This is a genomic window from Streptomyces lavendulae subsp. lavendulae (assembly GCF_002803845.1).
GTDB classification, from domain to species: Bacteria; Actinomycetota; Actinomycetes; order Streptomycetales; family Streptomycetaceae; genus Streptomyces; species Streptomyces lavendulae.
Genome location: NZ_CP024985.1, coordinates 3,298,853 through 3,325,437 on the forward strand (window position 1 = coordinate 3,298,853; position 26,585 = coordinate 3,325,437).

General features: G+C 72.1%; 19 protein-coding genes. 7 read left to right on the forward strand and 12 right to left on the reverse strand.

Annotated features, from left to right (window positions below):
- Positions 1–68: 68 nt before the first annotated feature.
- The 8 genes from SLAV_RS13895 to SLAV_RS13930 form a co-directional block, all read right to left on the reverse strand.
- Positions 69–1,007 (reverse strand): GNAT family N-acetyltransferase, encoded by a 939-nt coding sequence (locus SLAV_RS13895; RefSeq protein WP_030226083.1) that lies wholly within the window; start codon positions 1,005–1,007, stop codon positions 69–71.
- Between the two features lie 129 nt (positions 1,008–1,136).
- The gene (locus SLAV_RS13900) at positions 1,137–2,189 is read right to left on the reverse strand and encodes an ABC transporter ATP-binding protein (RefSeq protein WP_100660878.1); all 1,053 of its coding nucleotides are present in this window, start codon (positions 2,187–2,189) and stop codon (positions 1,137–1,139) included.
- Positions 2,182–3,237 (reverse strand): ABC transporter ATP-binding protein, encoded by a 1,056-nt coding sequence (locus SLAV_RS13905; RefSeq protein WP_030226088.1) that lies wholly within the window; start codon positions 3,235–3,237, stop codon positions 2,182–2,184. Before SLAV_RS13905 ends, SLAV_RS13900 begins: the two co-directional genes overlap by 8 nt.
- 13 nt (positions 3,238–3,250) lie before the next feature.
- Positions 3,251–4,216 carry an ABC transporter permease gene (locus SLAV_RS13910; RefSeq protein WP_030226091.1) on the reverse strand — a complete coding sequence of 322 codons (966 nt, stop codon included), beginning with the start codon at positions 4,214–4,216 and terminating at the stop codon, positions 3,251–3,253.
- The gene (locus tag SLAV_RS13915; RefSeq protein WP_030226092.1) at positions 4,209–5,153 is read right to left on the reverse strand and encodes an ABC transporter permease; all 945 of its coding nucleotides are present in this window, start codon (positions 5,151–5,153) and stop codon (positions 4,209–4,211) included. The genes SLAV_RS13910 and SLAV_RS13915 overlap by 8 nt, the downstream gene beginning before the upstream one ends.
- A 93-nt stretch (positions 5,154–5,246) precedes the next feature.
- Positions 5,247–6,869 (reverse strand): peptide ABC transporter substrate-binding protein, encoded by a 1,623-nt coding sequence (locus tag SLAV_RS13920; RefSeq protein ID WP_030226094.1) that lies wholly within the window; start codon positions 6,867–6,869, stop codon positions 5,247–5,249.
- 448 nt (positions 6,870–7,317) lie between these two features.
- Positions 7,318–9,222 carry a translational GTPase TypA gene (gene typA, locus SLAV_RS13925; protein ID WP_030226097.1) on the reverse strand — a complete coding sequence of 635 codons (1,905 nt, stop codon included), beginning with the start codon at positions 9,220–9,222 and terminating at the stop codon, positions 7,318–7,320.
- A gap of 344 nt (positions 9,223–9,566) precedes the next feature.
- Positions 9,567–11,933, reverse strand: coding sequence for an ABC transporter family substrate-binding protein (locus SLAV_RS13930; RefSeq protein WP_030226099.1), 2,367 nt, complete (start codon positions 11,931–11,933; stop codon positions 9,567–9,569).
- A 359-nt stretch (positions 11,934–12,292) separates the two neighbouring features.
- Here SLAV_RS13930 and SLAV_RS13935 point away from each other — a divergent pair, with 359 nt between their 5' ends.
- The 7 genes from SLAV_RS13935 to SLAV_RS13965 all read left to right on the forward strand — a co-directional run bounded on the left by SLAV_RS13935 (position 12,293) and on the right by SLAV_RS13965 (position 22,426).
- The gene (locus SLAV_RS13935; RefSeq protein ID WP_030226101.1) at positions 12,293–12,514 is read left to right on the forward strand and encodes an Rv0250c family protein; all 222 of its coding nucleotides are present in this window, start codon (positions 12,293–12,295) and stop codon (positions 12,512–12,514) included.
- 96 nt (positions 12,515–12,610) lie between these two features.
- Positions 12,611–13,435, forward strand: coding sequence for a succinate dehydrogenase subunit SdhC (locus SLAV_RS13940; protein ID WP_030226104.1), 825 nt, complete (start codon positions 12,611–12,613; stop codon positions 13,433–13,435).
- A 1-nt stretch (position 13,436) separates the two neighbouring features.
- Entirely contained in the window at positions 13,437–15,338 is a 1,902-nt protein-coding gene (locus tag SLAV_RS13945; RefSeq protein WP_030226110.1) for a fumarate reductase/succinate dehydrogenase flavoprotein subunit, read from the forward strand.
- On the forward strand, positions 15,335–16,117 hold the full coding sequence (locus SLAV_RS13950; protein ID WP_030226113.1) for a succinate dehydrogenase/fumarate reductase iron-sulfur subunit: 783 nt from the start codon (positions 15,335–15,337) through the stop codon (positions 16,115–16,117). Before SLAV_RS13945 ends, SLAV_RS13950 begins: the two co-directional genes overlap by 4 nt.
- 46 nt (positions 16,118–16,163) lie before the next feature.
- Positions 16,164–19,487 (forward strand): protein kinase domain-containing protein, encoded by a 3,324-nt coding sequence (locus tag SLAV_RS43130; protein ID WP_158740466.1) that lies wholly within the window; start codon positions 16,164–16,166, stop codon positions 19,485–19,487.
- A 43-nt stretch (positions 19,488–19,530) separates the two neighbouring features.
- The gene (locus SLAV_RS13960; protein WP_425276221.1) at positions 19,531–21,603 is read left to right on the forward strand and encodes a TPM domain-containing protein; all 2,073 of its coding nucleotides are present in this window, start codon (positions 19,531–19,533) and stop codon (positions 21,601–21,603) included.
- 103 nt (positions 21,604–21,706) lie between these two features.
- Entirely contained in the window at positions 21,707–22,426 is a 720-nt protein-coding gene (locus SLAV_RS13965; RefSeq protein ID WP_030226118.1) for a PspA/IM30 family protein, read from the forward strand.
- Between the two features lie 58 nt (positions 22,427–22,484).
- Here the strand turns inward: SLAV_RS13965 and SLAV_RS13970 are convergent, their stop codons facing one another.
- The 4 genes from SLAV_RS13970 to SLAV_RS13985 all read right to left on the reverse strand — a co-directional run bounded on the left by SLAV_RS13970 (position 22,485) and on the right by SLAV_RS13985 (position 26,518).
- The gene (locus tag SLAV_RS13970; RefSeq protein WP_051840357.1) at positions 22,485–25,055 is read right to left on the reverse strand and encodes a SpoIIE family protein phosphatase; all 2,571 of its coding nucleotides are present in this window, start codon (positions 25,053–25,055) and stop codon (positions 22,485–22,487) included.
- Between the two features lie 237 nt (positions 25,056–25,292).
- On the reverse strand, positions 25,293–25,721 hold the full coding sequence (locus SLAV_RS13975; protein WP_030226128.1) for an ATP-binding protein: 429 nt from the start codon (positions 25,719–25,721) through the stop codon (positions 25,293–25,295).
- Between the two features lie 164 nt (positions 25,722–25,885).
- Positions 25,886–26,296, reverse strand: coding sequence for a (deoxy)nucleoside triphosphate pyrophosphohydrolase (locus SLAV_RS13980; protein ID WP_030226130.1), 411 nt, complete (start codon positions 26,294–26,296; stop codon positions 25,886–25,888).
- A 27-nt stretch (positions 26,297–26,323) separates the two neighbouring features.
- Positions 26,324–26,518, reverse strand: coding sequence for an SPOR domain-containing protein (locus SLAV_RS13985; RefSeq protein ID WP_030226133.1), 195 nt, complete (start codon positions 26,516–26,518; stop codon positions 26,324–26,326).
- Positions 26,519–26,585: the final 67 nt, after the last annotated feature.

Genomic DNA, 26,585 nt, shown 5'->3' on the forward strand with positions numbered 1-26,585 from the left:
AATGTCACCCCATGTGGGTCCCTGCACACCCGTGGTTGGACCGATTGCACCCCCGCGTCCCCCGGCTGTCACCCCTGCGAGTGCAAAGCCAGCTCCCAGGTGTCCACCGCGTAGTGCGGTCGCATGCCGTGCGCCGCGTACAGCCCGAGGGCGCCGGTTTCGTTGGCGGTGTCCACGCCGAGGCCCACGGTGCGCCGGCCCCGGGTGGCGTACGCGGCGAATCCGTGGCGGAGCAGGAAGCCGCCGACGCCCCGGCCCCGCAGCCCCTCGCGCACGCCGATGTGGCTGACCCAGCCCATGCGGGTGCGGTCGTCCCGGGTGAGCAGCACGGCCGCGTCGCCCGCCCCGGGCAGGCTCGCGATCCACACCAGGGACCAGTCGAGGGCGCGGGCGTCGAGGTGGTCCAGCCAGGGCTCGTACGCGCGCGGGACGTGTCCGAAGTGGCCGGCGAAGGTCTCCTCCACCAGGGCGTGCGCCCGGCGGCGGTCGGCCCGGTCGGCCCCGCAGTCGCGCAGGGTCAGCCCCGGGGGCGCGGTGGGCGGGACGGCGTCGGCGGCGGTGAGCCGACGGGTCATCACCTGGTGGCGGCGCACGACGCGGTAGCCGCGGCCGACGAGGAGGGCCGGGTCCAGGGTGGATGCGGCGCCCAGTTGCAGGCGCAGGCGGGGGCGGGCGGCCCCGGCGGCCATCTCGCGGGCGCGGGCCTCCATCAGCTCCAGCAGCATGCGGGCGGCCCGGGGCTCGCCCGGCAGCACGTAGTGGTCGCCGTCGATCCGGCCCGGGCCGGAGTCGTTCCAGACGAGGGCGTAGGCGACGGGCCGGCCGCCCCGCAGGGCCAGCCAGGAGTCGGTGGCCAGGTCGACCCCGGGGTGGTTGAGGTCGGCCAGGGCCGTGCCCAGGTCGGTCTCGGGTCTGCCGATCTCGATGACGTCGACGGCGTTGAGCAGGGCGCAGAGGTCGGAGGCGTCCCCGGGGCCGGCGGGCCGGACGGTCAGCGTGTCGCGCATCCGCCCACTGTCGGCGCACCCCGTGCCCGGCCGCAACCGGCTTCCCGCGCTACGGACGGGAACGCGCCGGAGCGCCCGGGGCCGGAAGGTTCCGGCCCCGGGCGCCCCGGGACGAGCGTGCGGAGGGGGTCAGACGGCCAGGACGGCCTTCTCCTCCGCGAAGTGGCACGCCGACTCGTGGGCGGCCGGGGTGTTCACGCTCTTGAAGCGCGTCGGGATCGCCAGCAGCGGCTCCTCCGTGGCGCACTTCTCCTCGGCCTTCCAGCAGCGGGTGCGGAAGCGGCAGCCCGAGGGCGGGTTGGCCGGGGAGGGCACGTCACCGGTGAGGATGATGCGCTCGCGGGCCTCGCGGACCTCGGGGTCCGGCACCGGCACCGCGGACAGCAGGGCCTGCGTGTACGGGTGGGTGGGGTGCTCGTAGATCTCGGCGTCGGAGCCGATCTCGGCCATCTTGCCCAGGTACATGACGCCCACGCGGTCCGAGATGTGCCGGACGATCGAGAGGTCGTGCGCGATGAAGACGTAGGAGAGGTCGAACTCGTCCTGCAGCTTCCCCATCAGGTTGATGACCTGCGCCTGCACCGACACGTCGAGCGCGGAGACCGGCTCGTCGCAGATGATGATCTCCGGGTTGAGCGCGAGGCCGCGGGCGATGCCGATGCGCTGGCGCTGGCCGCCGGAGAACTGGTGCGGGTAGCGGTTGATGTACTCGGGGTTGAGGCCCACGACGTCCAGGAGCTCCTGGACCTTGCGGCGCCGGTCGCCCTTGGGAGCCACCTCGGGGTGGATCTCGAAGGGCTCCCCGATGATGTCGCCGACCGTCATGCGCGGGTTCAGCGAGGTGTACGGGTCCTGGAAGACCATCTGGATGTTGCGGCGCACGGTCTTCAGGGCGCGGCCGGACAGCTTGGTGATGTCCTGGCCCTTGTAGAAGACCTCGCCGGCGGTGGCCCGCTCCAGGTTCATCAGCAGCTTGGCGACGGTGGACTTGCCACAGCCGGACTCGCCGACGATGCCGAGGGTCTCGCCCCGGTACAGGTCGAAGGAGATCCCGTCGACGGCCTTGACCGCGCCGACCTGCTTCTTGAACAGGATGCCCTGGGTCAGCGGGAAGTGCTTGACCAGGTTGCGGACCTGGAGGATCGGCTCGCGCTCGGGGGCGTTCCCGGTGGGCTCAGCCATGGATCTGCTCCTTCCAGAAGTGGCACGCGCTGCCGCGGCCGGGCAGCTCGCTGCCGTCGCGCTCGGTCACCTGGTGCAGGACGGGCACGTCGGTGCGGCAGATGTCCTGCGCCTTGGGGCAGCGCGGGTTGAAGGCGCAGCCCGAGGGGATGTTGAGCAGGTTGGGCGGCAGGCCCTTGATCGCGTAGAGCTCCTGGCCCTTCTGGTCCAGGCGCGGGATCGAGTCCAGCAGGCCGCGGGTGTACGGGTGCGCCGGGCGCTTGTAGATCTCGTGGACCGGGGCGTTCTCGACGATCCGGCCGCCGTACATGACGGCGATCTTGTCCGCGACGTCGGCGACGACGCCGAGGTCGTGGGTGATCAGGATCAGGCCCATGTTCATCTCGCGCTGGAGCTCCGCGAGCAGGTCCATGACCTGGGCCTGGACCGTCACGTCGAGGGCCGTGGTCGGCTCGTCGGCGATGATCAGGTCGGGCTCCAGGGCCATCGCCATGGCGATCATGATGCGCTGGCGCATACCGCCGGAGAACTGGTGCGGGTAGTCACCCACGCGCGCCTTGGCGGCGGGGATCTTCACCCGGTCCATGAGCTCGACGGCCTTGGCCGTGGCGTCCTTCTTCGACATGCCGCGGTGCACGCGGAACATCTCGCCGAGCTGGGCGCCGACCGTGTGCACGGGGTTCAGCGAGGACAGCGCGTCCTGGAAGATCATGGCGATCTTCTGGCCGCGGATCTTGCGGAAGTCCTCGGCCGGGAGCTTGAGCAGGTCCTGGCCCTGGAACAGGATCTCGCCGTGCGGGATCTTGCCCGGGGGCATGTCGAGGATGCCCATGATGGCCTGCGCCGTCACGGACTTGCCCGAGCCGGACTCGCCGAGGACGGCGAGGGTCTCGCCGGCGTTCACGGAGTACGAGACACCGTTGACGGCCTTGGCGACACCGTCGCGGGTGTGGAACTCGACGTGCAGGTCGCGCACTTCGAGCAGGGGGGTCCCCTCCGGCGCCGAACGGGGCGCGGGGACGTTCGAGGTCTTGCTGATAGTGGTCAACGTACGCCCTTCCTCAGCGCAGCTTCGGGTCGAGGGCGTCGCGCACCGCGTCGCCGACCATGATGAACGCGAGCACGGTGATGCTCAGCGCGGCGGCCGGGAAGAGGAGCACGTGCGGTGCCTGGAGCCAGCGGACGGAGGCGTCGCTGACCATCAGGCCCCAGGAGATGCCGGGCGGCTGGACGCCGATGCCGAGGTAGGACAGCGCCGCCTCCGCACCGATGTACACGCCGAGGCTGATCGCACCGACCACGATGACGGGGGCGATGGCGTTCGGCAGGATGTGGCGCATCGTGATGCGCCACGTGCCGGCGCCGAGGGCGCGGGCCGCGACCACGTAGTCGTTGTTCTTGTTCTGCAGCACCGAGGACCGCATGATGCGGAAGATCTGCGGCCAGCCCAGGGTGGCGAGCACGATGGACACGGTCCAGGCGTTGCCCTTGCCGAGGCCGGACATGATCAGCATTCCGCCGAGGAGCAGCGGGATGGCGAAGAAGATCTCGGTGAAGCGGGACAGCAGGCTGTCGACGAGGCCGCCGACCCAGCCGGCCAGCAGGCCCAGCGCACCGCCGACGACGATCACCAGGGCGGTGGTGACGATGCCGACGATGATCGAGTTGCGGGCCGCCCACACGGTGCGCGTGTAGACGTCGCAGCCCTGGACGTCGAAGCCGAACCAGTGGTCGGCGCTCGGCTTCTTCAGGGAGTCCTGGAGCTGGCAGGCGCCCGCGGTGAACGGGCTGTCCGGCGTGAACCACTGCGGGACCGCGGAGAGCACGACCAGCAGCAGGACCAGCGCGGAGCCGATCAGGAAGATGGGGTTGCGGCGGAGGTCGGAGACGGCGTCGGACCAGAGGCTGGCCTCGCGCTCCTTCTTCGCCTTCTTGCCGGGGGTGTTGCCGACCGTGCCGCTCGTGGAGGGCGCGCCGGCGGTCTTGGTGTCGGTCAACTCGTCCCCCACCGTAGTTGTCTCACGCATAGCGGATCCTCGGGTCGAGCACGGCGTACAGCAGGTCCACGATCAGGTTGGCAACGAGGTACACGATGATCAGGAGCGAGACGACGCCCACGATCACGGTGCCTTCCTTGCGGTAGACCGACTCGGCCAGCAGGCCGCCGATCCCGTGGATGTTGAAGATCTTCTCCGTGATGACCGCGCCACCCATGAGCGAGCCGAGGTCGGCGCCGAGGAAGGTGACGATCGGGATGAGCGCGTTGCGCAGCGCGTGACGGCCCACGACACGGCGGCGGGGCAGGCCCTTCGCCGTGGCGGTGCGGACGTAGTCGGCGCGCATCGTCTCCATCAGGCTGGTACGGGTCAGTCGGGCCACGTACGCGAGCGAGGTCGAGGCGAGCACCAGGGCCGGGAGCAGGTAGGCGCGGATGCCGTCGTTCTCGTTGAAGGAGACGGGGAAGAAGTCGATGCCCCAGCTGTTCTTCAGCTGGACGCCGAGCGTCAGCTGAAGGATGAAGCCGCTCACGAAGACCGGGATCGAAATGACCAGGAGCGTGGACAGGAGCACGAGCTGGTCGAGGAACTTGCCGCGGCGCAGGGCGGCCATGATGCCGGCCAGGACGCCGACGACGGCCTCGATCAGGAAGGCCACGATCGCCAGGTTCATCGTGTAGGGGAAGGCTTCGGTGATCTTGTCCCAGACGGATCGTCCGGTCAGGGTCTCGCCGAAGTTGCCCTGGAACAGGTTGGAAATGTAGTTCCAGTACTGCGACAGGAACGAGTCGTTGAGGTGGTACTTCTCGCGAAGCATCGCCGCGACGAGCGGGTCTGCCTTCTTCTCTCCGGCCAGTGCCTGAATAGGGTCACCGGGGAGCTTGAAGGACAGCCAGTAGATCAGGAACGTGGCACCGATCAGAACAGGGATCGCCTGTATGAGTCGGCGGATGAGGTAGCGGCCCATCAGACCTCCAGCAAAGAACAGGGGGAAAGGGCAGGCAGACGGAAACCTGATTCCGCCTGCCCGCCCCCGGGTTCCCCTACGTGAAGAGGGGTGTTAGTTGAGCTCGACGTTCGCCAGGTCCATGCGGCCCTGGGCGTCGACCTCGACGTTCTTCACGGACTTGGAGTAGGCCGAAGAAGACATGTAGGTGAAGATCGGGATGTACGGAAGGTCCTTGATGACGATGTCGTCGGCCTTCTGGTACAGCTTCAGACCCTCGGCGGGGTCGGTGGCCTTGTCGGCCTCCGCCATGGTCTTCTCGAACTCTTCGTTCTTGTAGTGGCCGTAGTTGGAGCCGTTCTCGATGGCGACCTTCGAGAACACCGGACGGAGGTAGTTCTCCGCCGCCGGGTAGTCCATGGACCACGCCATACGGAACGCGCCCTTGTACTTCGAGGCGCCCAGGTCGTCCAGCAGCTCGCCGAACTTGGCGAACGGCTTGGCGGTGACCTCGATGCCGAGGTTCGCCTTCAGCTGGTTGGCGACGGCCTCGATCCACTCCTTGTGGCCACCGTCGGCGTTGTAGCCGAGCTCCATCTTGTTGCCGGGGACACCGCCGGCCTTGTCGAAGAGCTCCTTGGCCTTGGTCGGGTTGTAGGTGCCGACCTCGCCCAGCGCGCCCTTGCGGTAGCCCGGGATGATGGGGCTGATGAAGTCGTCGGCCGGCTTGCGGGTGCCGTTGAAGATGGTCTTCGTGATGGCGTCCCGGTCGATGGCCATGGAGAGGGCCTGACGGATCTCCACCTTGCCGAACGCCTCGGGGTTCTGCTCCAGCGGGAGACCGATGTAGCCGACGGCCGACTCGGGCTTGTAGATGTAACGGTCGCCGAACTCCTGGGAGACGGTGGCCATCGCCGAGATCGGGAGCTTGTCGACGATCTGGATGTTGTCCGAACGCAGGTCGTTGTACGCCGTGTCCAGGTTGTCGTAGATCTTGAAGGTGACGCCCGCGAGCTTGGCGCGACCCTCGGCCGGGTACTTGTCGTACCGCTTGACCTTGATCTGCTTGTTGTGGTCCCAGGCACCGTCCATCTGGAAGGGGCCGTTGCCGATCGGGTTCTCGCCGAACTTCTTGGCGCCGTCGGTCTCGAAGGCCTTCGGCAGCGGGTAGAAGGCGTTGTAGCCCAGCATCGTCTTGAACTGGGAGAACGGCTCCTTCAGCGTGACGGTGAAGGTGCGCTCGTCAACGACCTTGAGGCCCTTGAGCTCCTTGGAGGTGGGCTTCTTGTCCTTGCCCGGCGCGAGCTCCTCGGAGCCCTCGATCTTCGAGAAGAACGGCATGCCCTCGGCGGCGTTGTCCTGGTTGGCGCCCCAGTTCCAGGCGCGGACGAAGGACTGGGCGTCGACCTTCTCACCGTTGTGGAAGGTGAGGCCGTCCTTGACCTTGATGGTCCAGGTCTTCGAGTCGGTCGTGTTGATGGACTCGGCGGCGGCCAGCTTCGGCTCGTTGGTCTTGTTGTCGTAGTCGACCAGACCGGTGAAGAGCGCGTGGAGAACCTCGGCGCCCTCGGACTCGGCGGTGTTCTGACCGACCAGGCCGTGCTGCGGCTCGCCGAGCACCACCGTGATGTTGCCGCCCTTGCCGCCGGCCTCGTCCTTGCTGGTGCTGCAAGCCGTGGCAGCCATCGCCACGATGACGGCACCCGCGACCCACTTGGCGCTCGTTGCTCCGCGCATGGGTATTTGCCTCCTCAGGAGTCACTGTCGATTCGTGAAGGACCCGGGTTCCGCTGACACCCCTGACAGCGAAATCCGGTCCCATCGTGTGTGCTCGTGAGTCGACGCTCCCCACAGCGTGTGACCCATTGACCCGAGCTCAATGGAGCCATCCTCAGGGACTGCCAGACCGTAAACCACACTTAAGTGGTCTCGTTTTCACAACATCACCGCATGGCGAAAACCCGAAATCCGGACAAACGGATAGGAGACAGACACGTGCGAAACGGACGGTTAGCTCACCTTCCGGAGTGTCACGCTCGGAATGCGGACACCAGAACGCAACAATCCGCTTGACAAAAGCGAACAGCCCCTCCCCGCACCGGTCCGGTGCGGGGAGGGGCTGTTTCAAGCCGTACGCCTGTCGGTCAGTGTCCGGCTGGAGTACGGCCGGGGTACGACTCGCCTGCTACTTGGCCGACTTGGCGCGCGAAGCGGTGCGCGAGCGCTCCTTCTGGTCCAGGACGACCTTGCGGATGCGCACGGCCTCCGGGGTCACCTCGACGCACTCGTCGTCGCGGCAGAACTCCAGGGACTGCTCCAGGGAGAGCTTGCGCGGCGGAATCACGTTCTCCGTGTTGTCCGCGGAAGCCGCACGCATGTTGGTGAGCTTCTTCTCCTTGGTGATGTTCACGTCCATGTCGTCGGAGCGCGAGTTCTCGCCGACGATCATGCCCTCGTACACCTCGGTGCCGGGGTCGGTGAACAGGACACCGCGCTCCTGCAGGTTGATCATGGCGAACGGGGTGACCGCGCCCGCGCGGTCCGCGACGAGCGAACCGTTGTTGCGGGTGACCAGCGGGCCGAACCACGGCTCGTGGCCCTCGTGGATCGAGTGGGCGATGCCCGTACCGCGGGTGTTGGTCAGGAACTCCGTGCGGAAGCCGATGAGACCGCGCGACGGGACGACGAACTCCATGCGGACCCAGCCGGAACCGTGGTTCGACATGTTGTCCATGCGGCCCTTGCGGACGCCCATGAGCTGCGTGACCGCGCCCATGTGCTCCTCGGGGACGTCGATCGTCATGCGCTCGACCGGCTCGTGGGTCTTGCCGTCGATCTCCTGGGTGACGACCTGCGGCTTGCCGATCGTCAGCTCGAAGCCCTCGCGGCGCATCTGCTCGACCAGGATGGCGAGCGCAAGCTCACCGCGGCCCTGGACCTCCCAGGCGTCGGGACGCTCGGTCTCCAGCACGCGCAGCGAGACGTTACCGATGAGCTCGCGGTCGAGGCGGTCCTTGACCTGGCGGGCGGTGACCTTGCGGTCCTTGACCGCGGACTTGGCGTCCGCGCCCTTGCCGGTGCCGCCGCGGCCGACCATCGGGGAGGTGTTCGTACCGATGGTCATGGAGATCGCCGGCTCGTCGACCGAGATCAGCGGCAGCGCGATCGGGTTCTCCGGGTCGGCCAGGGTCTCACCGATCATGATGTCGGGGATACCGGCGACGGCGCAGATGTCACCGGGGCCCGCCACCTCGGCCGGCTTGCGGGTGAGCGCCTCGGTCATCATCAGCTCGGTGATGCGGACGTTGGAGACCGTGCCGTCACGCTTGATCCACGCGACCGTCTGGCCCTTGCGCAGCTCGCCCTGCTCGACGCGCAGGAGCGCGATGCGGCCGAGGAAGTTGTCGGCGTCCAGGTTGGTGACGTGGGCCTGGAGGGGGGCCTCTTCGTCGTACACCGGGGCGGGGACGTGCTCCAGGATGGCGGAGAAGAACGGCTCCAGGTTGTCGCTGTCCGCGGGGACGGTGCCGTCCTCCGGCTTGGTCAGCGAGGCGACGCCGTCACGGCCGCAGGCGTAGACGATCGGGAACTCGATCTGGTCCTCGTCCGCGTCCAGGTCCAGGAACAGGTCGTAGGTCTCGTTGACGACCTCGTCGATCCGGGAGTCCGGGCGGTCCGTCTTGTTGATGCAGAGGATGACCGGCTTCCGCTGCTGGAGGGCCTTGCGGAGCACGAAGCGGGTCTGGGGCAGCGGACCCTCGGAGGCGTCCACCAGCAGGACGACCGCGTCCACCATCGACAGACCGCGCTCGACCTCACCACCGAAGTCGGCGTGGCCGGGGGTGTCGATGATGTTGATCGTGATCGGGGCCCCGCCGTCCTTGGGGTGATACTTCACCGCCGTGTTCTTGGCGAGGATCGTGATGCCCTTCTCACGCTCCAGGTCGTTCGAGTCCATCATGCGGTCGTCGAGCTGCTGGTGGGCGGCGAAGGCACCGGCCTGCTTGAGCATGGCATCGACGATGGTCGTCTTGCCATGGTCGACGTGGGCGACGATGGCGACGTTACGGATGTCGTGGCGCGTGGGCACTTCGGCGCTTCTCCCGGGATCGTGGATGGCGTCGCGTACGGTCCGGCACGCGCGCCTCGACCGGGCGGAAAACCTGCCACGGCCTTACCCCATCCTACGTCGGTTGGCGGGAACCGCCTGCCGGGGGGTCTGTCAAGAGGCCGGACGACTGAGCGGGGCCGGGTTCGGGGTGGGGAGTCCCGGCCGTGGGAGAAGCCTGTGTTCCTGCGGGTCAATGGGTATCCACGACCTTGCCCGCCGGGGATCCGGCGGGCAAGGGAATTGAGTCACATCTGAGCTAGTGACCCGTGGGTCAACCTCCCAGGCCCCGCTTTTTCACCACTTGTTCGGCGCGGCTCCTTCTTCTACTTCTTCTTCGCGTCCTTCTCGGTGGGCGGCTTCATCCAGCCGATGTCCTGGTACCGCGGCGCCCCGAGACCGAACGCCCCGGCGTTGGCCAGGCCCGGCTTCACGGCGACCAGCTCGGGGCGCTGGTAGAGCGGGATGGAACCGGCCGCGGCCCAGATCCGGGCGTCCGCCTTGCGCATCAGCTCCCGGGCCTGCTCCTCGTCCAGCTCACCGGCCGCCTGGTCGAAGAGCTGGTCGATGTGGTCGGTGCCCACCCGGGTGTAGTTCTGTTCGACGACGAGCGAGCCGTCGGCGGCCGGCTCCGGCTTGGCGAAGATGGGCCGGGCGTCGGTGGCGGGGTAGGCCGTCGCGGGCCAGGAGTAGAGCGCCAGGTCGTACTGGCCCGAGGCCACGTGGTCCTTGAAGAAGCTCTCGTCCGCGACCTTCTTCATCTCGGTGGCGACACCGATCGTCTGGAGCATCCGGGAGATCCGGTCGCCGACCGTGCGCAGGGCCTCCGAGCCGGGCCCCGCCGGGAGGACGAAGCGCAGGGTGAGGGGCTTGCCGTCCTTGGCGAGGACGGCGCCGGAGGTGCGGGCGGCCTGCTTGGCCGGGGCGGGGGCCGGGGTGGCCCGCGCGGGTTCCTTGTCGTCGGCGCCGTTCTCGGCCTGCCCCTCCGCGTCGGCCGCCGTGCGCTTGCCGTCGTCCAGGGTGCGGGCCTGGGTCAGCAGCGCCTCCTCCTGCTGGGCGGCGAGGGAGCCGGGGGCGAGCACCGGGGAGGGCTGCTCGCGGCGGGCGCCCGGCGCGAACCGGTCCGCGTCGGCGATCTCCCCGTCGAAGTCCTGCGCGGGGCCTTCGGGGAGACCGGCGGCCGCGTGCCCGCCGTGGGCGGCGGCGCGGCGGGCAGCGCCGCCCCGCCCGTCGTCCTGGCCGACGATGTAGAGGCCGTCGTTGCCGGTACCCGGGCCCGAGGGGGTCTTGGAGTCGTCCTTCGTGCCGCTGCCGTCGCTCTCCGAGCCGGCCTTGGCGCCCGCCGGGTCGGTGATCTTGCCGTTCTTGCGCCAGCCCGCGTCCGAGAGGAGGGCCTGGGCCGCCTGGGGGTCCAGGCCGCCGAGGGCGTCGCTGTTGTCCGCGTACGCCTGCTGCCCGGCCAGGGCCAGGTGGCTGCCGACCGGCTTCGCGGGCAGGCCCAGCGGCTTCAGGACGATCTCGGCGAGTTCCTTGCGGTCCAGGGCGCGGGCCACCGCCCGCCGGACCCGCTCGTCGGACAGCGGACCGGAGGCGCCGTTCATGGCCAGCTGCGTGTAGGCGGGCTCCAGCGACTTGCGGACGGTGAAGGAACGCAGCGCCGTCTGCTCGTCGGCGTACTTCTTGACGGCCTCCGCGTTCTTCTCGCGGCTCTCCTGCTCCTCCTTCGCCTTGGTCTCGTCGGAGCCGTGGGCGAGCGCCCAGGAGAGGGTGGCCTGCGCCGGGGTGAGGGCGGCGGCGGGACCGTGCGCCCCGTTCACCTGGCCGCCGTCGCGGTGGGCGAGGGCGATCCGGTCGGCGCCCGCGCGGTCGATCTCGGCCAGGTCGACCTTGCCCGAGGCGAGCGCGGCCGGGCGGCCCGCCCGGGGCACGGCCGTCAGGACGAGGGTGTCCAGCTTCGCGGCCCGGCCCCACCAGCGCGGGTTGCGGGTCAGGGCCGCGGTGCCGGTCTTCTTGTCGATGGCCCCGAGGTTGAAGGGTCCGGCGGTGACCTTCAGGGCGCCGCGCGCGCCCTCGTTGAAGGCCTCCGGGGTGCCCATGACCTGCTTCGGGTACAGCGGGCCGAACAGGGAACGCCAGTCGCCGTACGGCTTGGCGAAGGTGACCTTGACCTCCAGGTCGTTCTTCCCGCGCTCGATCTTCTCGATCCGGTCGTAGCCGGCGTTGCGGGCCGTCCAGTACGCCGAGTCCTTGCCGTTCAGCGCCCGCCACTGGGCGACGAAGTCGGGGGCGCCGATCTCGCGGCCGTCGCTCCACACCGCCTTCTGGTTCAGCCGGTACAGGACGACCTGCTTCGGCTCGCGCTCGACGACCTCGGCCTTCTCCAGGTAGTCGGGGTTGGCCACCGGCCGGCCCTTGGCGTCCAGGACGAAGAGCTGCGGCAGGACCGCCCCCGCGATCCGGGTGGTGGTGGCGTCGGCATCGGCCTGGAAGGTGTTGAGGGTGTCCGGCAGGGAGTCCACCGCCCAGCGCAGGACGCCGCCGTCGACGACCCGGTCGCGGGCGGTCACCGCGATGTCCGGTCCCGCGGCGGCCGTCCCGCCCTCCTCCTCGGCCGCCCCGCAGCCCGCGAGGAGCGGCAGCGCAAGGACTCCCGAGGTGAGGAGCGCCAAGGACCTGCGCGTTCTCTGGGTCATGGGTGGTACCTCCGGGGCGGGGCGCGGGTGGCCGTGAAAGAGGGGTGTCCTGATCACGTTCGGCGGTATATGGAGCTGATCACACTGGTGCCGGATCCCACTGAAATAGACGGCCGCCCGGCTCTTCAGGAGCGGCCCCTCGCCACGCCGCGAACCCCACCCGTGCGGACCAATCCGAGTTGCGGGCGGGCGCGCGTTCCCCCGGACGAGGGATGAAAATGGGGGGCAGGGAGGGGCGCACGGTTCGCGCCTGCGCGCCCGGAATCGCTGCACGTCCCTTCACAACCGGGGACGGGAGGCGCGACACTCGCAGGCGCCCGTGAGCGTTGCCACCGCACCCGCGGAAGTGAGGTCACGTCATGTCCCTGCAAGATGATCTGACGGCCGTACGACGCAATCTGAACGAGCTGGTCCGCTCCGTGGAGCGGCTGGAGCAGGACGTCGCACGACAGTCGCCGGCCGCTCCCAAGGCCCCCGAGGCGGGCCGGATGGTGTCCGTCCCGGACACCCCGTACGACAGCACGCTGTGGACGGACACCGACGACGAGGGCCTCGGCGCCCGCGACCGCCGCGCCCCCTGACCCGCCCCGTCCGTCCGTCCGCGCACTCCCCATCTGGCCCGGCCGCCCCGGCCGGGCCTCCTGGGCCACCCCTCATCACTCCACCCGGAGTCCCCTTTGGCCACAGGCACGGAACCACACCCACAGCGGCCCGGCGGGGTCCACGACCCCTCCCGGGCCGCCATCGCGGCCCGGCACCTGCGCACGGACCGGTGGTGGCTCTCGCCCGCCGGCACCGCGGCGGGGCTGCTCGCCTTCATCGTCTACTCGACCTGGCGGGCCTTCTCGAACGCCGACTACTACGCGGCCCCGTACGTGTCGCCGTTCTACTCGCCCTGTCTGGCGGAGAACTGCGTCCCGATGCGCGGCGGCCCCAACCTTGACCTCTTCGGCAGCTGGTGGGCCCTGTCCCCCGCCCTGCTGATCCTGATCTTCCCGCTCGGCTTCCGGCTGACCTGCTACTACTACCGCAAGGCGTACTACCGGGGCTTCTGGGCCTCGCCGCCCGCCTGCGCCGTCGCCGAGCCGCACGCCTCGTACACGGGCGAGACCCGTTTCCCGCTGATCCTGCAGAACGCGCACCGGTACTTCTTCTACGCCGCGGTGCCGGTCGCCGGGATCCTCACGTACGACACGGTGCTGACCTTCCGCGACGGGCACTACGCGTGGGGCCACATGGGCCTGGGAACCCTGCTGTTCCTGGTCAACATCGTGCTGATCTGGGCCTACACGCTGTCCTGCCACTCCTGCCGGCACATCATGGGCGGCCGCCTGAAGCACTTCTCCAAACACCCGGTGCGCTACCGGCTGTGGGGCTGGGTGAGCCGGCTCAACGCCCGGCACATGCAGCTGGCCTGGGCCTCCCTGATCAGCGTCGCCCTGTGCGACTTCTACGTGTACCTGCTGGCCAGCGGCACCGTCACCGACCCGAGGATCTTCTGAGATGGCACAGGTGGAACGGCAGCAGTGGGACGTGGTCGTGGTCGGCGCGGGCGGCGCCGGGCTGCGGGCCGCGATCGAGGCGCGCGAGCGGGGCGCCCGTACGGCCGTGATCTGCAAGTCCCTGTTCGGCAAGGCCCACACGGTGATGGCGGAGGGCGGGATCGCCGCCTCCATGGGCAACGTCAACGACCACGACAACTGGCAGGTGCACTTCCGCGACACCATGCGCGGCGGCAAGTTCCTCAACCAGTGGCGGATGGCCGAACTGCACGCGAAGGAGGCCCCCGACCGGGTCTGGGAGCTGGAGACCTGGGGCGCGCTCTTCGACCGCACGCCCGACGGCAGGATCTCCCAGCGCAACTTCGGCGGGCACGAGTACCCGCGCCTGGCGCACGTCGGCGACCGGACGGGGCTGGAGCTGATCCGCACCCTCCAGCAGAAGATCGTCCAACTGCAGCAGGAGGACTTCAAGGAGTACGGGGACCACGAGGCCCGGCTCAAGGTCTTCCAGGAGTGCACGGTGACGCGGGTGCTGAAGGACGGCGCCCGGGTCTCGGGGACCTTCTGCTACGAGCGCGAGAGCGGCCGGTTCTTCGTCCTGGAGGCCCCGGCGGTGGTCCTGGCCACCGGCGGGATCGGCAAGTCCTTCAAGACCACCTCCAACTCCTGGGAGTACACGGGGGACGGCCACGCGCTGGCCCTGCTCGCCGGGGCCCCGCTGCTGAACATGGAGTTCGTGCAGTTCCACCCGACGGGCATGGTCTGGCCGCCCTCGGTGAAGGGGATCCTCGTCACCGAGTCCGTGCGCGGCGACGGCGGGGTGCTGCGCAACAGCGAGGGCGAGCGGTTCATGTTCGACTACGTGCCGGACGTGTTCAAGGAGAAGTACGCGGAGTCCGAGGAGGAGGGCGACCGCTGGTACGAGGACCCGGACCACAACCGGCGCCCGCCCGAACTGCTGCCCCGCGACGAGGTGGCGCGGGCCATCAACTCCGAGGTGAAGGCGGGCCGCGGCTCCCCGCACGGCGGGGTCTTCCTCGACGTGTCGACCCGGATGCCGGCCGAGAGGATCAAGCGGCGGCTGCCCTCCATGTACCACCAGTTCAAGGAGCTGGCGGACGTGGACATCACCGCCGAGCCGATGGAGGTCGGCCCGACCTGCCACTACGTGATGGGCGGGATCGCCGTCGACTCGGACACCGCCGCCACCGTCGGCGTGCCGGGGCTGTTCGCGGCCGGCGAGGTGGCGGGCGGCATGCACGGCTCGAACCGGCTCGGCGGCAACTCCCTGTCCGACCTGCTGGTCTTCGGCCGCCGGGCGGGACTGCACGCGGCCGGATACGCGTCGGAGGGCGGGGCGCGGCCGGTGGTCTCCCAGGAGCAGATCGACGCGGCGGCCGCCGAGGCGCTGGCCCCCTTCCACGCGGCGGAGGGCGCGGAGAACCCGTACACGCTCCACCAGGAGCTGCAGACGACCATGAACGACCTGGTCGGCATCATCCGCCGGGAGGCCGAGATGGCCGAGGCCCTGGAGCGGCTCGCCGCGCTGCGCGTGCGGGCCGCCCGCGCCGGGGTCGAGGGGCACCGGCAGTTCAACCCCGGCTGGCACCTGGCGCTGGACCTGCGCAACATGCTGCTGGTCAGCGAGTGCGTGGCCCGCGCCGCCCTGGAGCGCACCGAGAGCCGGGGCGGGCACACCCGGGAGGACCGCCCCGCGATGGAGCGGGAGTGGCGTCCGGTCAACCTGCTGTGCCGGCCGGTGGACCCCCCTCCCGCCGATCCGGCCGCCGACCGGATCGTCCTCGTCCGTACCCGGACCGAGCCCATCCGCCCCGACCTGCTGGCCCTGTTCGAGAAGGAAGAGCTGGCCAAGTACCTCGCCGAAGAGGAGCTCTGCGAATGACTGCCTACGACGCACGCTTCCGGGTCTGGCGGGGTGACGCGGAGGGCGGATCGCTCAGGGACTTCACCGTCGAGGTGCACGACGGTGAGGTGGTCCTGGACATCGTCCACCGGATCCAGGCGACGCAGGCGTCCGACCTCGCGGTGCGCTGGAACTGCAAGGCGGGCAAGTGCGGTTCGTGCAGCGCGGAGGTCAACGGGCGACCCCGGCTGATGTGCATGACGCGGATGTCCGTCTTCGCGCGGGACGAGACGGTCACGATCACCCCGCTGCGCGCCTTCCCGGTGGTGCGGGACCTGGTCACGGACGTGTCCTTCAACTACGCCAAGGCGCGGGAGGTCCCGGCCTTCGTGCCGCCGGAGGGGGTCGCGGCGGGCGCGTACCGGATGCAGCAGGTGGACGTGGAGCGCTCGCAGGAGTTCCGCAAGTGCATCGAGTGCTTCCTGTGCCAGGACACCTGTCACGTGGTGCGCGACCACGAGGAGAACAAGGCGGCCTTCGCCGGTCCGCGCTTCCTGATGCGGGTCGCCGAGCTGGACATGCACCCGCTGGACGCGGCGGCGGAGGCGGGCCTGGACCGCAAGCGCGCGGCGCAGGAGGAGCACGGGCTGGGCTACTGCAACATCACCAAGTGCTGTACGGAGGTCTGCCCCGAGGGCATCAGGATCACCGACAACGCCCTGATCCCGCTGAAGGAGCGGGCCGTGGACCGCAAGTACGACCCCCTGGTGTGGCTGGGGAGCAGGATCCGGCGCCGTTCGGATTCCGACCCCCGTTAGTTCACTTCGCGGTTGGACAATGCCCCCTGGGTGACCGTCGGATGACGTGACGTCAGGGGGCTTCGCGGTGCGGGTGGGGGATCGACTGGCGGACCGGTACCGGCTGGACCGGCGGCTGGGTGCGGGGGGCATGGGCGAGGTGTGGCGGGGCCACGACCTGGCGCTCGACCGTGCGGTGGCCGTGAAGGTGCTGCTGGAGGCGGCGACGAACGAGGAGCTGATCGCCCGGTTCCGGCGGGAGGCGACCATCGGGGCGAGGCTCCAGCATCCGGGCATCACCGTCGTGCACGACGTGGGGCAGCACGAGGGCCGGCTGTTCATCGTGATGGAGCTGCTGTCGGGCGAGGACCTGGGGGCGGTGCTGGCCCGGGAGCGGGGCGGGCTGCCGGTCTCCGTCGCGGTGGACCTGGCGGCGCAGACGGCGGAGGCGCTGGCCGCCGCGCACGAACGGGCGGTGGTCCACCGGGACCTGAAGCCGGGGAACCTCTTCCTGCTGCCGGGCGGCCGGCTCAAGATCTGCGACTTCGGCATCGCGCACTCCGCGGACGCGACGGCGGGCTGGACGGTCACGGGGCGGATGTTCGGCACGCCGCCGTACATGGCGCCCGAGCAGTGGCGGGGCGAGCACGTGGACGCCCGGTGCGACCTGTACGCGCTGGGGTGCGTGCTGTACGCGCTGCTGAGCGGGGAGCCGCCGTTCGGCTCGGCCGAGCCGATGTACGTCCTGATGCGGCGGCACGTGGAGGACGCCCCGCTGTCGCTGCGCGAGGCGGGGGTGGCGGTGGCCCGGGAGCTGGACCGGCTGGTGCTGGCGCTGCTGGCGAAGGCCCCGGCGGACCGGCCGGAGTCGGCGGAGGCGGTGGCGAAGGCCCTGCGGGACCTACCGGTGGCCCCTGGCGGGGCCGGCCCGGGAACCACGCCGCCGACCGGCGCCCCGGCCCGTGCCGGGACCCGTGCCGGTACCGAGGCCGGGGCGCACTCGGGGGCGCGGCCCCCGGGCGACGACCACGCCGGGCCGGAGGCCGGAAGACGGGCGGGGGCCGATGGCGAACCGGGCCCACACGGGACAGCGGGCGCACCCCGGGCCGCAGACCGGCCCGAAGCGGATGGGACCGCCGGAGGGCCGGAGGCCCTGGAAGGGCTGGCAGCGGACGCGGCGGCAGGCCGGCCGGAGGCGGACGGGACCGCAGGCCGGTCGGAGGCCCTGGACGAGCCGGAGGCGGACGGGACCGCAGGCCGGTCGGAGGCTCCGGGCGGGCCGGAGGCCGGGGGCTTTGGGTGGGGGGAGGGGGTGTGGGAGGTCGTGCGGGAGTTGTTGGTGGAGGCGGAGGAGACGCTGGTCTCCCTGCCGCCCGGTGCCGGTGAGGTCCGTACCGAGGGGCTCGCCCTGGCGGCGGAGGCCGCGGCCCGCTTCGACGCGGGTCTGGCGGGCCGGCTGCTGGACGACGCCGAGCTGTGGGCCTGGACCGACGGCGACGGCGACGGCGCCCGCGTGGCCGCCCTGCTGACCGGGCTGGCCCGGCGGATCTCCCGGGACGCCCCCCGCCGCACCGAACGGATACTGACCGCCGCGCAGCAGGCGCTGTTCACGGTGTCGGGCCCCGCCCGCGCGTCCCGGCTGCGCAAGGTCGCGGAGGAGCTGGCGGCGGTGGCCCCGGAGCGCGGTGTCCGGCTGGCCGAACGGCATTTCGCGGGGAGCCCCGCCGAGGAGGCCGTACTGGCCCGCGCGGTCCTCGCGAGCGCCCCCACCGACCCCGCCCGCGCCGAGCGCTACCTGGCCCGGATCAGGAGCGCCGCGGTGCGCGCGGCCACCGAGTCGAAGTCCGTCACGGCCGTGGCCCGGCACGACCTGGCGGCCGCGCTGCGCCTGGCCGGCCGGGTCCCGGCGGGCGGGGCCCGGGTGCGGGCGCTGTGCCGGGTGGCCGGCGAACGTTCCGCCGTCGGGGACCGGGCGGGCGCGGCGGAGGCCCTCGGCGCGGCGGAGCGGGCCCTCGCGGAGCTGCCGGCCGGCACCGGCGACGAGGAGGTGGAGGCGGCCCGTGCGGCCTTGGAGGCCGCCCGCGAGCTGGACGAGCGGGGCCACGGCTCCGTGCTCCGGCCGGCCGGTGCCCGGGAGCGGGCGGCCGCCGCGCGCGGGCTGACCGGGGCCGCCGAGCGGGGGCGGGAGCTGGCCTGGATCGCCCGGGACAGCACGGCGGGCGCGCCCTGGCTGGCCGGGGCCGCGTCCGATCCCGGTACCCCGCCGCCGCACTCGGTGGCGGTGACCTTGAGCCCGGAGTCCCGGCTGCCGGTCCGGCCCGCGCCGCCGGCCGGACCGGGGGCGGAGCGGTGGCGGGCGCCGGTCCGCCCGGAGTCGGTGCACGCGGCCGGGGAGGCCGTGGTGTGGGCGGCGGGAGCCGAGGTGGGCGTCGTGGGGGCGGCGACCGGGGCGGCGCGCTGGACGGCCTGGTCCGACGAGGGGGTCGCGGCGCCGCCGCTGCCGGAGCCGGAGCGGGTGTGGTGCGCGGCCGACGCGGACACCGTCTGCGTGGTGGTGGAGTCGGGCGGCGCGCCCGGGGGGCGGCTCGTGGTGCGGGAGCCCTCGGACGGGCGGGTGCGCTGGTGGCGGGAGCTGGACCGGGCCCGCCCGGGTACGCCCCTGACCCTGACGGGGGCGCTGGTGCTGTGGGCGTCGGAGGGCGGGCTGACCGCCCTGCGCAAGGCGACCGGTGAACCGGCCTGGCGGCATCCGCTGGCGGGCGACGGCCCGCGGACGGTGACGGTGGCGGGCGAGTGCCTGGTCGTGGGCGACGGCCGGCAGCTGCGGGCGCTGCACCTGCCGAGCGGGGTGCCCCTGTGGTCCTGGCCCCGCGGGTACGGGGCCGGGGGCGGGGACCGGGCGGTGCCGGACGTACCGGCGGGGGCGGTGCCCGTGCTGGACGGGGGCGTCGTGCGCGCACTGGACCGGCGCAGGGGCTACGAGCTGTGGCGCTTCGACCCGGGCGCGCCGGCGGCCCGGCTGCTGTCCGCGGACGGGGTGGTGTACGTGGCCGCGTACCGCGCGGAGCAGGGCTGGGACGTGGTGTTCGCGCTGGACGCGGGGACGGGCGCGGTGCGCTGGCAGCGGCCGGTGACCCGGCACGACGGGCCGGACTGCGCGCTCGAACTGCTAGGCGTGCGGCGGGGCGTGCTCCACGTGAGGTCAGTGCGCGGCGGACGGCGCGGCCTGCTGGGCCGTACGCCGCCTCCGTTCGTGACGGGCCTGGAGCTGGACGGGGGGAAGCCCCGCTGGCAGTGGGAGCACGCCGCGCTCGCCGTCCACCGCCCGGCCCTGACCCCCGGAACTCTGGCCCTGCCGCTGCCGGAGTTGACGGGCATCGCCCTCCCGTAGCCTCCGGGTGCGTGGCCGGAAAAGCCCCCATACCCTCCCAAATGTGACTGCGTCGAGAACACGGGCAACCGCCGGGATATCCGTACGGACCGGGCTGGCCCTCGCCGCCGCGCTGCTGGCGTTCGGCGGGTGGGGGGTCGCCGGGGCGCCGCCCGCGCGGGCGGAGGATCCCGTCACCCTGTCGGCGCAGGGGCAGATCACCGACCGCGTGGGGGCGCTGGGCGACCGGAAGCCCGCCGTCACGGCGGCGCTGGACAAGCTGTACGCCGACCACCGGATCCAGCTGTTCGTCACGTACGTGCACGACTTCTCCGGCCGTTCCCCGCAGAGCTGGGCGGACGCCACCGCGCAGAAGAACGGCCTCGGCCGGGACGACGTGCTGCTGGCGGTGGCGACGGGCGCCCGTCAGTACGCCTATTCGGCCGATGTGGACTCCGGTTTCACGCCGGAGCAGCTAGCGACCGTCGCCCGCACCGCGATCGAGCCCGCCCTGCGGCAGAACGACTGGGCGGGCGCGGCCATCGGTGCCGCCAACGGCTACGGCGCGGTGCGCGCCGGGCAGCCCGTCCCGGCGCCGACGATCACGCCCGGTGAGCCCGACCCCGGCGGCGGGCAGGGCGGCGAGAGCGGGGCCGGGGACTACGTGCTGCCGGTGGTCGTGGTCGGCGCGGCCGGGGCCCTGGGGGCGTACGCGTACGCGCGCCGCAAGCGCGGCCGGGGCGGCGGGGGCGGCGGACGCGGTACCGCTACGGCCCATCCGGGCTGGGACGGCAGCAGGGCGGAGCCGATGCCGCTGCCGGAGCTGGACGGCCGGGCCAGGGCGCTGCTGGTGGAGACCGATGACGCGGTCCGCACCAGCACCGAGGAACTGGGCTTCGCGACGGCCCAGTTCGGCGACGAGGCGGTGGCGGCGTTCACGGCGGCCGTCGAGTACGCCGGGAACGAGCTGACCCACGCCTTCCGGCTGCGCCAGCAGCTGGACGACGCCTACCCGGAGGACGACGCCACGCGGCGCCGGATGCTGGACGAGATCGTGGCGCGCTGCACGGAGGCGAACCGGCGGCTCGACGCGGAGTCGGCGGACTTCGACCGGCTGCGGGACCTGGAGAAGAACGCCCCGCAGGCCCTGGCCGCGGTGGAGGCGCGCTTCCGTGCGCTGGACGGGCGGACGACGACCGCCGGGGCGACCCTGACGGCGCTGGCGGGCCGGTACGCGGACTCCGCGTCGGCGCCGGTCGCCGCCAACGCCGCGCAGGCCGAGGACCGGCTGCTGTTCGCGACCACCCATCTCGGCGAGGCCCGTACGGCGGTCGGCGCCGGGGACAACGGCAGGGCGGCCGTGCACGTGCGGGCGGCGGAGGGCGCGGTGGACCAGGCGGCGACCCTGGTGGACGCGGTGGAGCGCAGGGCCAGGGAGCTGGCGGAGGCGGCCGGAAAGCTGCCGGTCGCCCTGAGCGAGACGGAGGGCGACCTCGCCGACGCCCGCGGGCTGCTCACGGGTACCGCGGAGGGCGCATCCACCGGTGACCTGCGGGGCCGGATCGGCCGGGCCGAGTCCGTCCTGGCCGACGTGCGCCGGGAGGAGGCGGCCGGCCGGTACGACCCGATCGACGCCCTGCGCCGGATCGAGGAGGCCGACGCGGCCCTGGACGAGGCGCTGGCCGGGGCGCGCGAGCGGGAGAGCGGGCGGCAGCGGGCGGCGGCCCTGCTGGACCAGGCCCTGCTGTCGGCCCGCAGCGCGATCGGCGCGGCGACGGACTACGTCACCACCAGCCGGGGCGCGGTCGGCAGCCAGGCCCGCACCCGGCTGGCGGAGGCGCAGCGGCACCTGGAGCGGTCGGCGTCGCTGGCCGGCCAGGACCCGGCGGGCGCCCTGGCCGAGGCGCAGCGGGCGGACTCCCTGGCGCGGGAGGCGCAGCAGCTGGCGGAGCAGGACGTACGGGCGTACCAGAACCCGTACGCCGGCCGGCGCTCCGGCGGCGGGCGGGGCGGTGCGGTGCTCGGCGGGATCATCCTGGGCGAGATCCTGCGCGGCGGCGGGGGCGGCGGCAGCGGCCCGGGGTCGTTCGGCGGGGGCGGCACCCGGGGCCGGATGGGCGGTGGCGGCCGCTTCTGAACCCGCATGGCGGCGGACCCAGGACACAGACCCCACCGAGACCCGCGCAGCCCCACCCAGACCCCCGCAAGGACCCCGCGCAGACCCCCTCAGGAGACCCGTCATGAGCAAGCAGACCATCCTCGGCCGCGTCACCCAGCTCGCCAGGGCCAACATCAACGCGCTGCTGGACCAGGCGGAGGATCCGCAGAAGATGCTCGACCAGCTGATCCGCGACTACACGAACAACATCTCGGAGGCCGAACAGGCGGTGGCGACCACCATCGGCAACCTGCGGATGCTGGAGGCCGACCACAAGGAGGACGTGGACGCCGCGGCCGAGTGGGGCGGCAAGGCCCTCGCGGCCAGCCGGAAGGCGGACGAACTGAGGGCGGCGGGGTCCGCGGCGGACGCCGACAGGTTCGACAACCTGGCGAAGGTGGCCCTCGGCCGGCAGTTGCAGTCGGAGAAGGAGGCGCGGACGGCGGAGCCGGTGATCGCCGCCCAGACGGAGGTGGTGGACAAGCTCAAGGCGGGCCTCGACTCGATGAAGGGCAAGCTGACGGAGCTCCAGGCCAAACGGGACGAGCTGGTGGCGCGCGCCAGGACCGCCCGGGCGCAGAACACGATGCTGGACGCGGTCAAGAACATCGACGTCATGGACCCGACCAGCGACCTCAGCCGTTTCGAGGAGAAGGTCCGCCGCGAGGAGGCGATGGCGATGGGCAAGCAGGAGCTGGCCGCCTCCTCCCTGGACGCCCAGTTCGAGTCGCTGGAGGACCTGGGCAGGACCTCGGAGATCGAGGCCCGCCTCGCCGCGCTCAAGGCCGGCCGGGCGGCGTAGGACAGCCGGGGCGGGCCCCGCCCCGGACCCCGCCGGGGCGCGGGGCGCGGGGCGCGGGTCACCCGTACATGCTCAGCAGCTGCTCCGCGGAGAGTTCGGTGACCGTCTCACCCGCCCCTCCGGGCATGGGCAGGGGGAGTTCGAACCAGACCGTCTTGCCGCGGTGGGTGCGGCGGGTGCCCCAGCCCGCGGAGAGGAGGCCGACGAGCTGGAGGCCGCGGCCGCCCTCGTCGGTGTCCCGGGCCCGGCGGCGGCGGGGCTGGGCCAGGTTGGCGTCCCACACCTCGCACACCAGGGTCCGGTCCAGCAGCAGGCGGAGGCGGATCTCCCCCTCCCCGTACCGCAGGGCGTTCGTCACCAGCTCGCTGACCAGCAGCTCCGTGGTGTCGAGCAGGCCCTCCAGGCCCCAGGCCGGCAGCTTGGCGCGGGCCAGCTCCCGGGCCCGGCCCACCGAGCGGGCCTCGCGCGGCAGCTGCCAGTCGCCGACCGCGTCCACCGGCAGCCCCTGCACCCGCGCCATCAGCAGGGCGATGTCGTCCTCCCCGTGCCGGGTGTGCAGGGTGTCCAGGACGTGGTCGCAGATCTCCTCCAGCGGCCGGGCCGGATCCGCGACCGCCTCCCGCAGTCCGCGCAGCCCCTCCTCCAGGGGGTGGTCGCGGGACTCCACGAGCCCGTCCGTGTACAGGGCGAGCAGCGCCCCCTCGGGGATCTCCACCTCGACCTCCTCGAAGGGTTCGCCGCCCACCCCGAGCGGCATCCCGGTCGGGATCTCCAGCAGCAGGCCGGGGTGCGGCCGCCCGCCCTCCTCGGCCGGTTCGACCAGCACGGGCGGCATGTGGCCCGCGTTGGCGATGGTGCAGCGCCGGGTCACCGGGTCGTAGACGGCGTACACGCAGGTGGCGAGGTACACCTCGGAGCGGTCGGCGTCGCGTGAGTGCAGGGCCGCGCGCGAGGCCTGCTGGGAGCCGCCTCCCGGTCCTCCGGCGCCCAGGCCCCGGGCCACCTCGTCGAGGGCGGTGAGCACCTCCGCCGGTTCCAGGTCCAGCAGCGCCAGGGTCCGTACGGCGGTGCGCAGTTCGCCCATGGCGACGGCGGCCCGCAGACCACGCCCCATCACGTCGCCGACGACCAGTGCCGTGCGGTGCCCGGGGAGCTCGATGACGTCGAACCAGTCGCCGCCGACCTCGGTGGCCGCGTTCCCCGGCAGGTAGCGGCAGGCGATGTCCAGTCCGGCCGCCTCCGGGTCGCCGGGGGGCAGCAGGCTGCGCTGGAGGATCAGGGCCCGCTCGTGCTCGCGCCGGTAGAGGCGGGCGTTGTCGATGCAGACGGCGGCGCGGGCGGCCAGTTCCACCGCGACGGCCCGGTCCCGTTCGCCGAAGGGTTCGCTGCCCTTCGTGCGGGAGAACTGGGCGAGGCCGACCACCGTGTCGTGGGCGACCATCGGGACGATCAGCGTGGACTGCACGAGCGCGTCCGGCGCGCCCCCCTCGATCAGCCGGGGCCGTGCCGTGCGCAGGGCCAGCGCCCCGGGCGAGGCCGCCGGATAGCGGTGGGTCTCCCCTACGGAGACCAGCGCGCCGGGCCCCGACAGCGGGGCGTCGGACACGGCGGAGGCGAAGGCCACCCGCCGCAGCGGCGCGGACGGGGCCCGGCCGGCCCCCTGCCCGGGCAGCGAGGGCATCCCGGGGCCCTGCGGGCGGGCGGGCCGGTCGTCGTCGCCGAGCAGGAGCCCTTCGTAGAGGTCGACGGCGGCCAGGTCGCAGAAGCCGGGGACGGTGACGTCGAGGAGTTCGCGGGCGGTGGTCTCCAGGTCGAGGGAGTTCCCGATCCGGTGCCCGGCCTCGTTGAGCAGGGCGAGGTTGCGCCGCACCCCGGCGGCCTCGCGGGCGGCGAGGTGGCGGCGGGTGACGTCGGTGCCGAGGCCGGCGATACCGATCGGACGGCCGGTGCCGCCGTGCACGCGGTAGAGGTTGATGGACCAGTGCCGGTGGTCCCGGCTGCCCGGGGCCGCGCCGGTGATCCGCAGGTCGGTCACGGACTCGCCGGTCTCCAGCACCCGGCGCAGGGCCTCGGTCATCTTGTCGGCCTCGTGCGGCGGCAGGTAGTCGTGCACGGTCCGGCCGCGGTGCTCCTCCACCGCCCCGCCGAAGACGGTCGCGAAGCGGCGGTTGGCGCGCTGCACGGTCAGGTCCGTGCCGAAGAGCAGGAACCCGAAGGGAGATTGGCCGAATATGGCCTGCGAGGCGGCGAGATCGGACTCGATGCGCCGCAGTGCGCGCACGTCGACGACGACGCACAGCGCGGCCCGCTCGGCGGTCTCGGTCTGGGTCGGCATCACATAGATCTCGGCCACGCCGTGCTCGCCGTCACCACCCGGGATACGGAAGGGGACCAGGCCGGTCCACTCCTTGCCGTCGAGGATCTCGGCGACCTTGCGGTGCCCGCCGGCGCGCAGCTCCGGCGGCATGAAGGCGTCCACCGGATCGCGCCCCACCGCCTGGGCCGCGGTGAGCCCGAACAGCTCTTCCGCGCGCAGACTCCACTGGTCGATGAGCCCGTCGGGCCCGATCGAGAAAGAAGCGACCTTTATGTAGTCATATATCGAGCCAGGCGGGCTGCTGTGCCACAGGGAGTCGTGCCACGTCTCCCCGGGCACGCGGGCCTGATGTGCCTGCGCAGGTATCTCGCTCACGCGACCGTCCCCTCCAGCTCACCGCAACCGGACCGGCCATGACCGAAGTATTCAGCACCACGGCCCCGTACGGCACGGCGTTCACGATCACAAAAGGGTCCCGTTGTTTTCCGGCCACGCCCGGCGGTCTCCACCGGACGTCCTCCGGGAGACCCCCTGCCACCCTTCACCTTGTTACTCACCAGGAAGAGCCAACTCGAACCACACGGTTTTGCCCGACTTTCCGTGACGGGTCCCCCAGCGCTGTGCCGAGACGGCGACCAGATGCAGTCCGCGCCCGCCCTCGTCGTCCGGCTGCGCGACCCGTTCGCGGGGTGGATCCGGAAGCGGATCGGAAACCTCCACCAGCAGTGCGGGGCCTCCGGCCAGACCGGGTGTGTCGGGGCCGCGCCGCACCAGGCGGACCCCGATGGGACCGGAGGCGTAGCGCAGGGAGTTGGTGACCAGCTCGCTGACCAGCAGGACCGTCACGTCGCCCACGGATTCCAGCCCCCACGAGCGAAGGGTGCCGCGCACGGCGTGGCGGGCGGTGCGGACGGCACCGGGCTCGGCGGGAAAGGCCCACTCGGCGCATTCACCGTCTGTGTCGATCACGCCGATCACTTCCCGGGCCACCAGCGACCCCAGTCCGGTTCGTCGGGGACGAAAGGGGGACGAGATAGGGACTAATAGCGACATACCCCCTATTTGGGGCGTCGTACCACCCGATCCCGCCCGATCCCCCCGGCACCGGCGCACTGTGGCGCAGACGGCCTACAGCGTGCGCTTCATGCGCCCCGGTGCGCCCCGTCGCGCAGCCGCCGGCCCGCCTCGGCGACGGCCGGACGGTCCTGGTCGAGCCAGTCCACCGAGTCCAGCTCGTGCGGCCCGAGCCAGCGCAGCTCGTCGTGGTCCTCCAGCGGCTCGGGCTCCCCCGAGAGCAGCCGGGCCGTCCACACGTGCAGGACGAGCCCCGGCCGCACCGGCCACTCCCCCGGGATCCGCTCCAACACCTCGGTCTCGACGCCGAGCTCCTCGCGCAGTTCGCGCACCAGTGCCTCGGGCACGGACTCACCGGGCTCGGCCTTCCCGCCCGGGAGCTCCCACCGGCCCGCCACCTCGGGGGGCGCACTGCGCCGGGCGGCCAGCAGCCGCCCGTCATGACAAAGGGCTCCGCCCACAACCACACGTACGGTCATGGGCGGAGCCTATGCCAGCGCCGACTGTCAGTTCATCGTGGCAGTACGGCTGCCCTGTTCGATCCGCTCGACCCAGTAGAGCTGCTTGTGTCCCCGGTCGTCGAGGCTGTCGACGACCTTCTGGGCCTCGGCCCGGGTGGGGTACCGGCCCACCCGGTAGCGGTTGCCGTTGTCGTCCTGACGTATGACCAGCCACGGGAGCAGGGCACCGCTGTCGTTCATCGCGCTTCACCCTCCGCCGATGTACATGCCCAGGAAACCGCATTGCGCATATGCCGGAGCTTACGCC